Origin of the sequence: Nocardioides oceani, from assembly GCF_030412965.1 — a bacterium.
In the GTDB taxonomy this organism is placed as follows: domain Bacteria; phylum Actinomycetota; class Actinomycetes; order Propionibacteriales; family Nocardioidaceae; genus Nocardioides; species Nocardioides oceani.
Window position 1 is genome coordinate 118,640 of the sequence record NZ_JAUHJQ010000005.1, and the last position, 12,301, is coordinate 130,940.

A 12,301-nucleotide genomic window follows, 5' to 3' on the forward strand; every position below is an offset into this window, starting at 1 on the left:
CCCGTGACCACCACCGGCCCCGTCGTCTACAGCGAGGACCGCGCGCGCCGCCTCCGGCTCGCGCTCTACGTCGCGCTCGGCGTCGGGGTGCTGGTCGCCGCGTTCGCGGTGTGGGTGCTGGTCGGGGTGCTGCCCGACGACGGCGGGGCGGCGACGTACGCCGTCTCGCTGGTGGTCAGCGCGCTGCTCGTCCTGGGCTCGACCGGCCTCGCGCTGCGCCTGCTGCCGGCCCGCACGGCGCCGGCCAAGCGCGCGTGCGTGGCCGTCGGCGTGTTGCTCCTGCCGGCGTCGGTGCTCGTCGGCCAGCTCGGCTTCGTGGCGATCGTGGTCGGCCTGAGCGTGCTGTTCCTGGCCCTCATCGCCGACGACCCGGCGCTCGACACCGGGCGGGGGAGCCGACGGTGAGCGGCCCGCGCGTGCTCGTCGTCGAGCACGACCGCGACTGCCCGCCGGCGCTCGTCGGGGAGTGGCTGGCCGCGGCCGGCTGCGAGCTCGAGGTCGTCCGGCCGTACGCCGTCGCGCAGCTGCCCGAGCGGCTCGCGCACGACGCGCTGGTCGTCCTCGGCGGGCCGATGGGCGCGATGGACGAGGACCGCCACCCCTGGCTCGGGCCCACGAAGGAGATCGTCCGGGAGGCAGCGGCGGCCGGCGTGCCGACGCTCGGCATCTGCCTGGGCCACCAGCTCGTGGCGACCGCGCTCGGCGGCAGCGTGGCGCCCAACCCGCGGGGCCAGCAGCTGGGGCTGCTCGAGGTCGGGTGGACCGACGCCGCGGCCGACGACCCGCTGGTCGGCGGGCTCGCGGCCGGCGCCCGCCGCGGCGTGCACTGGAACGACGACGTCGTCACCGCCCTGCCCGAGGGGGCCGTCGTGCTGGCCCGCACCGCCGACGGCGACGTGCAGGCCGCCCGGTTCGCCCCGAGCGTCTGGGGCGTCCAGCTCCACCCGGAGGTCACCGCCGAGGTGCTGCGGCCCTGGGCCGAGGACGACCGCGGGTCGCACGAGGCCCGCGGGATCGACCAGGACCGGCTGCTGGCCGACATCGAGGTCGCCCGCCCCGAGCTCGACGCCGCGTGGGAGCCCGTGGCCCGCCGGTTCGCGGAGCTGGCCGCCCGGGGAGCCGGGGAGGCCGGGTGAACCGCGCGGCGACCTCCAAGGGTGCCCTGGTCCGGCTGGGGTTCCTCGACACCGAGGCCGCCGTCGCCCACCTGCATGCCCTCGGGCCGACCGCCGACGAGCTGCTCCACCTCCTCTCACGGACCGCCGACCCCGACCTCGCGCTCGGCACGCTCGTCCGGCTGGCCGAGGCGCTCGACGACCCGGCCGCGATGGTCGAGGCGCTGGTCGACGACGAGGGCACCGCGATGCGGCTGCTGTGCGTGCTGGGCGCCTCCGAGGCGCTGGGCGAGCACCTGTGCCGGCACCCGCACCAGTGGCGCGAGCTCACCGACCCGACGCTCGGATCGACCCGGCCGGCGGCGTACGCCCTGCGCGCGACGCTGCTGGCCAGCGTCGGCGCGGACCCGGACGCGGCCGACCCGGTGGCCACGCTGCCCGACGCCGAGGCGCTCGACGCGCTGCGGGTGGAGTACCGCCGGCTGCTGCTCCGCCTGGCCGCCCGCGACCTGGCGCACGACCTCGGCGTCGACGACACGGCCGCCGAGCTCAGCGACCTCGCCGCCGGCACCCTCGAGGCCGCCCTGGCCGTGGCCCGACAGCGGGTGGGGGAACAGGCGGCGCTCGCGCGGCTCGCGGTCATCGCGATGGGCAAGTGCGGCGGGCACGAGCTCAACTACGTCTCCGACGTCGACGTGGTCTTCGTCCACGAGCCGGCCGAGGGCGCCGACGACCACGCCGCGCTGCGGGCCGCGACGCAGCTGGCCAGCAACCTGATGCAGGTGTGCTCCGACCAGACCGCCGAGGGCACCATCTGGCCCGTCGACGCCGCCCTGCGGCCGGAGGGCAAGGCCGGGCCGCTGACGCGGACCCTCGCCAGCCACCAGGGCTACTACGAGCGCTGGGCGAAGACCTGGGAGTTCCAGGCGCTGCTCAAGGCGCGCCCCGTCGCCGGCGACCGCGCGCTCGGTACGGCGTACGTCGAGATGGTCTCGCCGCTGGTGTGGAGCGCCGCGGAGCGCGAGGGCTTCGTCGCCGACACCCAGGCCATGCGCCGCCGGGTCGTCGAGCACATCCCGGCGCGCGAGGCCGACCGGCAGCTCAAGCTCGGCTCCGGCGGGCTGCGCGACGTGGAGTTCGCCGTCCAGCTGCTGCAGCTCGTCCACGGCCGCGGCGACGAGGCGATCCGCGCCACGGCCACGCTGAGCGCGCTGGCCGAGCTGACCCGCGGCGGGTACGTCGGCCGCGAGGACGGCGAGGCGCTGCACGAGGCCTACGCGTTCCTGCGCACCCTCGAGCACCGGATCCAGCTGTTCCGGCTGCGGCGCACCCACGTCGTCCCCGAGGACGAGGAGGCGATGCGCCGGCTGGGCCGCAGCGTCGGCTACCTCCGCGACAGCGCGGCCGCGCTGGACAAGGAGTGGCAGCACCACCGGCGCGAGGTCCGCCGCCTCCACGAGAAGATCTTCTACCGGCCCCTGCTCGAGGCCGTCGCCTCCATCCCCGGCCCCGGCGTCCGGCTGTCGACCGCGGCGGCGGGGGAGCGGCTCGCCGCGCTGGGCTTCTTCGACGCGCAGGCCGCGCTGCGCAACCTCGAGGCGCTGACCTCCGGCGTCTCGCGCAGCGCGAACATCCAGCGGGCGCTGCTGCCGGTGATGCTCCAGTGGTTCGCCGAGGGGCCGGACCCGGACGCGGGGTTGTTCGGCTTCCGGCGGATCAGCGAGGCCCTCGGCGACAGCCCGTGGTACCTCAAGACGCTGCGCGACGAGGGCCAGGTCGCCGAGCGGCTGGCGCTGGTGCTCTCGCGGTCCCGCTACGCCACCAGCCTGCTGGAGCGCGAGCCGCAGGGCGTGCGGATCCTCGGCGGGGACCTCGCCCCGCTCGGCGCGGAGGCGCTCGTCGAGGAGATGCAGGCCTCCGCAGGACGGCAGCAGGACCCCGAGAAGGCGGTGCGCGCGGTGCGGGCCGTCCGTCGCCGCGAGCTGTTCCGGATCGCTGCCGGCGACCTGGTCGGCCTCATCCCGGTCGACACGGTCGGCGCCGCGCTGAGCCGGCTCACCGACGCGACGCTCGAGGCGACCCTCCAGGTGGTCGGGCGGGCCGTGTGCGAGCAGCGAGGCCTCGACGAGCCGCCGACCCGGATGGCCGTCGTCGCGATGGGGCGGTACGGCGGCTTCGAGCTGTCCTACGGCTCCGACGCGGACGTCCTGTTCGTGCACGAGCCGGTCCCCGGCGCTGACCCGCAGCGCGCGTCGTCGTACGCGCAGGCGGTGGCCAACGAGCTGCGCCGGCTGCTCGCCCTGCCCGGGGGCGACCCGGCGCTGGTGGTCGACGCCGACCTGCGCCCCGAGGGCAAGCAGGGCGCGTTGGTCCGCACGCTCGACTCCTACGCGGCGTACTACGCCAAGTGGTCGATGGTCTGGGAGGCCCAGGCCCTGCTCCGCGCCGACGCCGTGGTCGGCGACCTCGACCTGCGCCGCCGCTTCGAGGAGCTGGTCGACCCGCTGCGCTTCCCCGAGGGCGGCATCTCCGAGGACGACGTGCGGGAGGTGCGCCGGATCAAGGCGCGCGTGGACCGCGAACGGTTGCCGCGCGGCGCCGACCCGCAGATGCACCTCAAGCTCGGCCGGGGCGGGCTGGCCGACATCGAGTGGACCGCGCAGCTGCTGCAGATGCGGCACGCCGGCCGCGTCGAGGGCTTGCGCACGACGCGGACGATGGCGGCGCTCGACGCGGCCCGCGACGCCGACCTGCTCGACGCCGCCGACGCCGACGTGCTCCAGGAGACCTGGCGCCACGTCAGCCGCACCCGCAACGCCGTGACGCTGGTGCGCGGCACGCCGTCGGACCAGCTGCCGCGCGACGCGCGCGAGCGCGCGGCGGTCGCGAGCATCCTCGGCTACCCGTCCGGCGAGACCGACGGGATGGTCAACGACCACCTGCGCCACATCCGCCGGGCGACGGCCGTCGTCGACCGGGTCTTCTGGGAGTGAGGAACCACATGAGCGACACCATGGACACCGCTGCCCGCGCGGGCGAGCTGCTGCGCCTCCACCGCGAGCCCGAGCTGCTCACCGTCGTCAACGTCTGGGACGCGATCAGCGCGAAGGTGGTCGCCGACGTGCCCGGCACCCGCGCGCTCGCGACCGCCAGCCACTCGATCGCCGCCACCCTCGGCTACGAGGACGGCGAGAACATCCCGCTCGACGAGATGCTCGACATGGTCGCCCGCATCGTGCGCGCGACCGACCTCCCGGTCACCGCCGACCTCGAGGGCGGGTACGGCGACGCCGCCGGCACGATCCGGCGCGCCATCGACGTGGGCGTGGTCGGCGCGAACCTCGAGGACCAGCTCAAGCCGCTCGCCGAGGCCGCCCGGCAGGTCGAGGACGTCGTCCGCGTGGCCGAGCAGGCCGGCATCGACTTCGTGCTCAACGCCCGCACCGACGTGTTCCTCCGGGCCGGCGACCGCGACCGCGGCGAGGTGCTGGCCGACGCTGTCGAGCGGGGACGTGCCTTCCTCGACGCCGGCGCACCCGTCGTCTTCGTCCCGGGGTTCCTCTCCGAGGAGGAGGTCGCCGCGCTCGTCGACGCCTTCGGGCCGCAGCGGCTGACCCTGATCGGCCTGCCCGGCCACCCGCCGCTCGCGCGGCTCGAGGAGCTCGGCGTCGCGCGGGTCAGCTTCGGCCCCGTGCCGCAGAACGTCGCCCTCACCGCCCTGCAGCGGATGGTGGAGGAGGTCCACCGCGGCGGCACCGCCCCGGAGGACACCCGCCGCCTGAACTGACCCGCTGGCCGGGCATGGGATGATCGCTGGCGTGGAGCGCCGCATGGATCCCGTCGTGCTGTGGGCACGCGCGCTCCTGGTGGCCCTCCTCGCGGTCTTCCTGGGCGCGGCCGGCCACGTCACCGCGGACGGCCTGCTGCCCGGCGCGGGCGTGATGGTGCTGGTCGTGGTGGTCGGCTCGGTGGTCTCCGCCGCCGTGCTGTCGCGGCCGGCCTCGACGTTCCGGGTGGTGGCGCTGCTCGTGGCGGGCCAGGCCGGGGTGCACGCCGTGCTCACCGCGACCGGCGGCCACGTCGGGGACGCGCCGCGCGCCGGCGTACCGCTCCCACGACCGGGGGAGGCCGTCCTCCCGCTCGTCGACGGCCGCCGCGTGGGCTCGCTGCAGGAGGCCTACGAGACCGGCGGCCACGCCGTCGCGCCCGTCCTGCCGGTGGGCCACCTCGTCGACGACCTCACCGCTCACGCGCCGATGATGCTGGTCCACCTCGTCGCGGCCGTGCTGGTCGGCCTGTGGCTCGCGGCCGGCGAGCGCGCGCTCTGGACGCTCGTGGCGCTCGCCTCCACCGCCTTCCTCCGCCCCGTGCTGCGCGCCCTGGCGGTGCTTCGCACGGCCCGCGTGCCGTTCCCCGGCCCCCTCCCCGTGCCGGCCGCCGTGCCGGCGCCCCGCGTCCCCGTCCTCCTCGCGCGCTGCGTCGTACGCCGCGGCCCGCCTCTCCTCGCGGCCTGACCCCAGCCCGCCCGCGGACCACCCTCCGGTGGTCCGTCGTCCCCTGCGCGCCCGCCGGCCCCGCGGCCGACCGCCCGCGCCGTCTCGAGGAGAGACCCATGACCGACCTCCGCGCGCCCGAGCGCGCCCCCGACCCGACCCCTCGTCCGTCCCGCCCGTCCCGCCCGTCCCGCCCCGACGGGGCCGGCCGGCGCCGACCCTCGGGCGGAGGCCTGTTCCGCGCCGTGTGGCGCTGGCACTTCTTCGCCTCGTTCGTCGTCGTGCCGGTCCTGCTGGTCCTGGCGGTCACCGGACTGATCTACCTGTTCCGCTTCGAGCTCGAGCCACTGCTCCACCCCGACCTGATGAAGGCGGAGCCGACCGCCACCCAGCAGATCGCCCAGCCGTACTCCGCCCAGCTCGCCGCGGTCCAGTCGGCCTACCCCGACGCCACCGTCGTCTCCCTGGCCGAGCCGCGCGAGGACGGCCGCAGCACGGTCTTCTCCGTCGAGCTGCCCGACGGCGAGGGCCGCGACGTGTTCGTCGACCCGTTCGCCGTCGAGGTGCTCGGCTCGATGGACCCCGACACGACGCTGTCGGGCACGGCCGTGCGGCTGCACGCCGACCTGATGGCCGGCCGGGTGGGCGACGCCGTCATGGAGCTCGGCGCGTGCTGGGCGATCGTCATGGCCGTCACCGGCTACTACCTCTTCCTGCGCGGTCGCCGTGCCCGTCGCCGCCGTGCCCGTCGCCGCCTGGCCCGCTCCGGCCGGCCGGGAGCACGGCTGCGCGCCCGGCACGGCGTCGTCGGCGCGGTCGTCGGCGTCGGCCTGCTGACCCTGCTCGTCTCCGGCCTGCCGTGGACGGGCTTCTGGGGCGCGAAGGTGCAGCAGATCGCCACCAGCCAGGGCTCCTCGCTGTGGAGCACCGACCACGGTGCGGTCTCCGACCCGGTGTCGACCCTCGACGAGTCGCTGCCGCACAGCCACGTCCAGGAGGCCCCCTGGGCGCAGCACAAGTCGGAGGTCCCGCGCTCGGAGGTTCCCGAGGACGGGGCGAAGGGCGTCAGCGTCGCGAACGTCGACACCGCCGTCGCCGTCGCCGAGCGCGAGGGCCTGCGGCGGCCGTTCACCGTCGCGCTGCCCAGCACCGACGACGGCGTCTTCTCGGTCATCGGCTACGCGTTCGACGCCCCGTCGGACGAGCAGACGGTGCACGTCGACCGGTACGGCGGGGGCGTGGTCGACACCTACGGGTACGACGAGTACCCGGCGCTGGCGAAGGTGGTCGCACAGGGGATCGGCCTGCACGAGGGACGGAGCCTGGGGCTGTGGTCGTTCTGGGGGGCCGCGCTCATGTGCCTGGGGATCATCGCCTCGTGCGTCACCGGACCGCTGATGTGGTGGCGCCGGCGACCCCGCGGCCGGTCCTCGATCGGGGCGCCCCGCGGCCGGATGCCGCTGCGGTCCACACCGGCGCTGCTCGTGGGCATCGTCGCCCTCGGTGTGCTGCTGCCGTTCTTCGGGCTCTCGCTGCTCGTGGCGCTGCTGCTGGACCAGCTCGTGCTGCGCCGGGTGCCGGCCCTGGCGGGGTGGTTCGACCGGCCCGACCGGGGTTGAGGAGGCCTTGAGGAAACCTCGCGGTTTCACCGCAGAGACCCTTGATCTGCGCTCGGCAGAGTTCTCGTCATCAAGGACTTCCGGTCCGGGGGACACCCGGCCGGCCCCCACCGAGAACTCCCCGAGAGGCTCCCTCCGATGCGCACCATCACCCGCAAGAACCGCACCACCGCCGCCAAGATCGCCGCGTCCGTCGTCCTGGTCGCCGGCGGCGCGTCCGTCGCCGGCCTCGGCACCTTCGGTGCCTTCACCTCGACGACCTCCGCGTCGGAGTCGGTCACCAACGGCCGCGTCGAGATCGGCCTGGCCGAGGGTGTCCAGGGCGCGTCGGTCGCCGCCACCGGGATCGTCCCCGGCGACACCATCCAGCGCACCTTCACCCTCACCCGCGGCTCGGACATCGAGAAGTTCGGCAAGGTCACCATGACCACCGCCGGCACCAAGGGCTCCAAGCTCGTCACCGACACCCAGCTCGGCCTGCAGCTCTCCGTCGACCAGTGCGCCACCCCGTGGACCACGGTCGGGACCACCAAGGAGCTGACCTGCGCGACCACCCCGGTCAGCGTCGTCGCCTCCCGCCCGGTCGTCGGCAGCCTGGTCGACCTCGGCACCGCCAACCTCGACGCGCTCAACGCCGCCGGCACCTCGAACCTGCGGGTCACCCTCACCCTGCCGGCCGCCGCCGACAACTCCTTCCAGGCGGCCTCGGACGTCATCGCCTTCACCTTCGACGCCACGCAGCGCAACGGCGAGTTCCGCTGATCCAGCTCCTGTGCGGCCGACGGCGATCCCGACGGCCGCACAGGGACCCACCCACCCACCCGCACCACCCCATCCCGAGGAGTCCCGGTCGTGAGCACCGTCGCACCGCACGCCGCCACCGTCGTCGGCCGCCACCGCGCCGCCGCGCCGCAGCGTCTGGTCGTGCAGCGGTCGACCCGCTCCTCCGCGCCGTCGGGGCAGGCCGGCCAGCCGGAGCCGGCTGCCGGCGGCCGTCGCGACGACCGCCCGCGCGGCGCGCGGGTACGTCGCGTGCTCCGCGGCCTGGTCAGCCTGGTCACCAGCCTGGTGCTCCTGGTCTGCGCCCTGGCGTTCTGCTTCCTCGGGGTCGGCCCGCACCTCCTGGGCTACCGCACCTCCACGATGCTCACCGGCAGCATGGAGCCCGGCATCGCGCCCGGCGACGTCGTCGTCACCACCCCCGAGCCGGTCTCCGAGGTCGCGGTCGGTGACGTGATCAGCTACCACATCCCCGTCGAGAACCACCGCGTCGAGACCCACCGGGTCGTCGAGGTGATCACCAACGACGACGGCTCGACCGCGATCCGCACCCAGGGCGACAACAACGAGAACGCCGACCCGTGGGTCGCCACGCTCGAGGGCGACACCGTGTGGGAGATGCAGGCGGTCGTCCCCAAGCTCGGCAGCGTCATCCGCGTGCTGCGCTCGCCGGCCGTCCAGGACGGGGTGTTGTGGGTCGCCCTCGGCGGTGCCATCCTGCTCGGCATGTCCCTCATCTGGTCCGACGACGAGGACGACGAGGAGCTCGACGACGACGCCACGGGGGAGCAGGCATGACCGCGACCGCCGTCCTCGACCCCGAGGTGCTCCAGCGGCTGGGCACCGACGTGCAGAACGGCGACTTCGCCGTGTCCTTCGCCCGCCGCTACTGCTCGATGCTGGAGGCGCGCGTCCAGCGGATCGTCGGGGCGCTGCTCGAGGGTGACCTCGACGCCGCCATGGACGCGGTGCTCAGCCTCAAGGTGTCCTCGACGACCGTGGGCACCTGCGAGCTCGCCCAGCTGGCCCGTGCGGTCGAGCAGCAGGTCCGCTGCTGCGACATCGCCGCGGCCCGGCAGCACGCGGCAGACCTCGCGTCCGCCGCCGGTCGCGCCGAGCTGGCGCTCAGCGACTACCTGGTGACCTACGCGGCCTCCCGGTCGAACTGACCGCTACAGCGACTCCATGCGGTAGCCGACGCCCCGCACCGTCCGCACGAACTTGGGGCCCTCGCGGCTCTCGCCGAGCTTGCGCCGCAGGTTCCCGACGTGCACCTCGACCAGGTGGGTGTCGGTGGCCCAGTCGGTGCCCCACACCGAGCGGAGCAGCGCCTCCCGGGTCCAGACCCGAGCCGGCGTGCGCATCAGCTCGGTGAGCAGGTCGAACTCGGTGCGGGTGAGCGCGAGCTCCTCACCGTCGCGGAACGCCCGGCGGCCGTCGACGTCGACGCGCAGCGGGCCGTGCTCGAGCACCTCGTGGTCGGGCTCGCCCTGGGTCGTGGCCGCGGTGAGGGCCGGGCCCCGGCGCGGCCGGCGGAAGAGCGCGTTGACGCGCGCCTTGAGCTCGCGGACGCTGAAGGGCTTGGACAGGAAGTCGTCGGCGCCGGTCTCGAGGCCGATCAGCCGGTCGATCTCGTCGTCGCGGGCGGTGATCATGACGACGTACGCGTCGCTGGTCTCGCGGATCCGGCGGCACGTCTCGATGCCGTCGATCCCCGGCAGGCCGAGGTCGAGGGTGATCAGGTCGGGGTCGAGGGTGCGCACGGCGTCGACGCCGGCGAGACCGGAGTCGACCGCGGTGACGTCGAAGCCCTGGGTCTCGAGGGTGAACTCGATGAGCGAACGGATGTCCTCGTCGTCCTCGATGACGAGCGCCCTGCGCTCCTGACCCGAACCCGAACCGTCCACACCCGGAGTCTGCCAGACCTTGCGCATTCCTTGAGGTCCCGGTCCGGGCCGCTTGAGCCCGTGTCGGCAGACTGATGCACATCCCCCCGCGAACCGCCCGATCCGCCCGGATCGTCGAGCCCCAGGAGCACCTCCGATGAAGCGCAGCACCGACACCTGGCGTCGCGCCGTGTCGCTCGCGCTGGCGGTGCTGTGCCTCGTCCTGGCCCCGCAGGTGGCGCACGCGGTCTTCGCCGCCCGCCAGGCACCGGCCGGCACCCCCGTGTCCGTCGCCAGGATGGCGCCGGTGACCGCGTTCACGGGCTCGCTCACGTGCGACTCGCGGTTCCTCCAGCGCAACACCGCCGAGGTGACCATCAACGCGATCACCGACACCGGCCAGCTCCGGCTCCCCATCGTCTACTCCGTCGAGGCCAGCCGCAACGGCAGCGCCTCGGCGACGCTCACGGGCAAGACCGGGTCGGTCGTCCTCGAGCAGGCCTACACGCCGACCCGGATGGCCATCGACATCACGGTGACGGCCAGCTACCGGTCGTGGTCGACCTCGATGACCCGCTCGGTGAGCTGCCCGTTCCTGAACCTCGGCACCACGAACTTCTGACCGACACGCCGGCTCTCGCGGGGCGCCGTCGGCCGGGCGCTGTGCCACGATGCGGGGGCCAGGTCGCGGCTGATGCCCCCCAGAGGCCGCGTCCTGGCATTCCAGCGTCGAAGGGCGGGGCCCGAGCGGCAACCCGCCCCGGGACGCGGGCTGCCACGGCAGGTCTGCCCGTCCCTCGCGGCTCCGAAACCCCGGCTGACCGGCCCGGACGGTGCCTCACCCGCAGGGGTGGCGTGCGTTTTGTTCACCCCCGCGATGGTGACGTGGGCCGCTGCAGGGCGTAGCGTCGAGGACGTGCCGGGGACTCCGGTGCACCTCCACCAGGACCTCACGGCCCGGATTGTCGGTTCCTTGTACTTCTCAGTGAACGCCGTGGCCGATCCCCCTCAGCTGCGCGTCGTCGTCACCGGCGAGCTCGACGTCCTCTCGGCGTCGGGCCTGCGAGGTGCGGTCGCGCGCCGCTCGGCGGACGGTTGCCGCTCTGTCGTCGTCGACCTCGACGGAGTGACCTTCATCGACTGCACGGGTCTCTCCGCGCTGCTCGCCTGCCAGCAGGAGGTGGCCGCCAGTGGCGGCAGCTTCAGCGTGGCCGCGTTGAGCGCTGCGGTGACCCGGGTCACCGAGCTGACCGGCACCACCGGTCGGTTCGACACCATGACGCTCGAGTCGGCCTAGCCAGGCCCCTCGTCGCCCGGACGGGTCCCACCGGGACCCTCACGCACGACGTCTCCAGCACCACGAAGCACCACGGCCCGCCGCTCCTGTCGAGGAGCGGCGGGCCGTGGTGTTCGTCGTGGTGGGGCTGACCTCAGACGGCGGTCGGGTCGAGCTCGCCGATGCCCTCGCGCAGGGTGCCGAGGATCCGGCTGAGCAGGCGCGAGACCTGCATCTGCGTCACGCCGAGCTGGTCGGCGATCTCCTGCTGGGTGCAGTCCTCGGCGAACCGGAGGTGCAGGATGCGGCGGTCGCGCTCGCTGAGCTCGCGCATGAGCGGGGTCAGCATCGCGCGGGCCTCCGCGGCGCGCTCACCGCTCGGGTCGTCGTCGCTGAGGGTGTCGCCGAGCGACCCGCGGCCGTGGTCGGGCGAGACCGGCACGTCGAGGGACAGCGGCTGGAAGCAGCCGTCGGCCATGAGCGCGGCCTGGACCTCGGACGGCTTGAGGTCGAGCTGCTCGGCGATCTTCTCCGGGGAGGCCGGCTCGCCGGACTCGCGGGCGCGCTGGTGCGCGGCGACGACCTCGGACTGGATCTCCTGGACCCGGCGCGGCGGGCGCACCATCCAGCCGAAGTCGCGGAAGTAGCGCTTGAGGTCACCGCGGATCGACGGCACGGCGTACGCGAGGAAGTCGCGGTCCTTGCTGGCGTCGAACTTCGGCACGATGCGCACGAGGGTGAGGAGGGCGACCTGCTCGAGGTCCTCGAGCGGGACGCCGCGGTTGCGGAAACGGGAGGCGAGGGTCCGAGCGACCTCGATGTTGAGGAGGACGATCTCCTCGTGGATGCGCTCGCGCTCGGTCTCGCTGGTGGTGGCGGCCGCCTCTTCGAAGAGGCGTGCGGTCTCGGCCTTGCGACGAAGGTCCTTCGGTCGGCGGCCCAGCGGTACAGCACTCGTCGTCATGGCACCTCCCTACCCGGGGGTCGGCACCCGAAACCAGACCACCCGCAAATGACCCGAAAGGGTGAGGCGAACCATCTGCGTCGGCCCGGTGCCGCCGAGGGCCGAAACATCCCCGACATCCACCGCCCGTAGCGTTCCGCAGCGGCGTGCCCGGCAAACCCGGTCGTG

13 protein-coding genes are annotated in these 12,301 nt (G+C 74.4%); 11 read left to right on the top strand and 2 right to left on the bottom strand.

The window, feature by feature from the left end:
• The first annotated feature begins 3 nt into the window (after positions 1 to 3).
• From QWY28_RS13725 to QWY28_RS13765, 9 genes are all read left to right on the top strand, one after another.
• The gene (locus QWY28_RS13725) at positions 4 to 405 is read left to right on the top strand and encodes a hypothetical protein (protein WP_300953116.1); all 402 of its coding nucleotides are present in this window, start codon (positions 4 to 6) and stop codon (positions 403 to 405) included.
• Complete coding sequence (locus QWY28_RS13730; protein ID WP_300953117.1) at positions 402 to 1,136, top strand: type 1 glutamine amidotransferase; 735 nt, start codon at positions 402 to 404, stop codon at positions 1,134 to 1,136. Before QWY28_RS13725 ends, QWY28_RS13730 begins: the two co-directional genes overlap by 4 nt.
• Positions 1,133 to 4,108, top strand: a complete 2,976-nt coding sequence (locus QWY28_RS13735) for a bifunctional [glutamine synthetase] adenylyltransferase/[glutamine synthetase]-adenylyl-L-tyrosine phosphorylase (RefSeq protein WP_300953118.1) — start codon at positions 1,133 to 1,135, stop codon at positions 4,106 to 4,108. Before QWY28_RS13730 ends, QWY28_RS13735 begins: the two co-directional genes overlap by 4 nt.
• A gap of 8 nt (positions 4,109 to 4,116) precedes the next feature.
• Entirely contained in the window at positions 4,117 to 4,902 is a 786-nt protein-coding gene (locus QWY28_RS13740) for an isocitrate lyase/PEP mutase family protein (RefSeq protein WP_300953119.1), read from the top strand.
• Between the two features lie 31 nt (positions 4,903 to 4,933).
• Entirely contained in the window at positions 4,934 to 5,629 is a 696-nt protein-coding gene (locus QWY28_RS13745; protein ID WP_300953120.1) for a hypothetical protein, read from the top strand.
• Between the two features lie 98 nt (positions 5,630 to 5,727).
• Positions 5,728 to 7,227, top strand: coding sequence for a PepSY-associated TM helix domain-containing protein (locus tag QWY28_RS13750; RefSeq protein ID WP_300953121.1), 1,500 nt, complete (start codon positions 5,728 to 5,730; stop codon positions 7,225 to 7,227).
• A 138-nt stretch (positions 7,228 to 7,365) separates the two neighbouring features.
• Entirely contained in the window at positions 7,366 to 7,989 is a 624-nt protein-coding gene (locus QWY28_RS13755; RefSeq protein WP_300953122.1) for a TasA family protein, read from the top strand.
• A gap of 90 nt (positions 7,990 to 8,079) precedes the next feature.
• Complete coding sequence (locus QWY28_RS13760; protein ID WP_300953123.1) at positions 8,080 to 8,805, top strand: signal peptidase I; 726 nt, start codon at positions 8,080 to 8,082, stop codon at positions 8,803 to 8,805.
• Positions 8,802 to 9,176: an Hpt domain-containing protein gene (locus tag QWY28_RS13765; RefSeq protein ID WP_300953124.1), complete on the top strand. Its 375-nt coding sequence runs from the start codon at positions 8,802 to 8,804 to the stop codon at positions 9,174 to 9,176. The genes QWY28_RS13760 and QWY28_RS13765 overlap by 4 nt, the downstream gene beginning before the upstream one ends.
• Positions 9,177 to 9,179: 3 nt before the next feature.
• On the opposite strand, the gene QWY28_RS13770 is transcribed toward QWY28_RS13765, so the two are convergent.
• Entirely contained in the window at positions 9,180 to 9,914 is a 735-nt protein-coding gene (locus tag QWY28_RS13770) for a response regulator (protein WP_300953125.1), read from the bottom strand.
• Positions 9,915 to 10,050: 136 nt separating this feature from the next.
• On the opposite strand from QWY28_RS13770, the gene QWY28_RS13775 reads away from it, so the two are divergent.
• Both QWY28_RS13775 and QWY28_RS13780 read left to right on the top strand, forming a co-directional pair.
• Positions 10,051 to 10,515, top strand: a complete 465-nt coding sequence (locus QWY28_RS13775) for a hypothetical protein (protein ID WP_300953126.1) — start codon at positions 10,051 to 10,053, stop codon at positions 10,513 to 10,515.
• A 372-nt stretch (positions 10,516 to 10,887) separates the two neighbouring features.
• On the top strand, positions 10,888 to 11,190 hold the full coding sequence (locus QWY28_RS13780; protein ID WP_300953127.1) for an STAS domain-containing protein: 303 nt from the start codon (positions 10,888 to 10,890) through the stop codon (positions 11,188 to 11,190).
• A 133-nt stretch (positions 11,191 to 11,323) separates the two neighbouring features.
• On the opposite strand, the gene QWY28_RS13785 is transcribed toward QWY28_RS13780, so the two are convergent.
• Entirely contained in the window at positions 11,324 to 12,133 is an 810-nt protein-coding gene (locus QWY28_RS13785) for a sigma-70 family RNA polymerase sigma factor (protein ID WP_300953128.1), read from the bottom strand.
• Positions 12,134 to 12,301: the final 168 nt, after the last annotated feature.

Excerpts from the sequence above, each read along its gene's own strand:
- QWY28_RS13785 (WP_300953128.1), bottom strand. The coding sequence starts at position 12,133 with ATGACGACGAGTGCTGTACCGCTGGGCCGCCGACCGAAGGACCTTCGT.
- QWY28_RS13755 (WP_300953122.1), top strand. The coding sequence starts at position 7,366 with ATGCGCACCATCACCCGCAAGAACCGCACCACCGCCGCCAAGATCGCC.
- QWY28_RS13775 (WP_300953126.1), top strand. The coding sequence starts at position 10,051 with ATGAAGCGCAGCACCGACACCTGGCGTCGCGCCGTGTCGCTCGCGCTG.
- QWY28_RS13765 (WP_300953124.1), top strand. The coding sequence starts at position 8,802 with ATGACCGCGACCGCCGTCCTCGACCCCGAGGTGCTCCAGCGGCTGGGC.
- QWY28_RS13750 (WP_300953121.1), top strand. The coding sequence starts at position 5,728 with ATGACCGACCTCCGCGCGCCCGAGCGCGCCCCCGACCCGACCCCTCGT.
- QWY28_RS13740 (WP_300953119.1), top strand. The coding sequence starts at position 4,117 with ATGAGCGACACCATGGACACCGCTGCCCGCGCGGGCGAGCTGCTGCGC.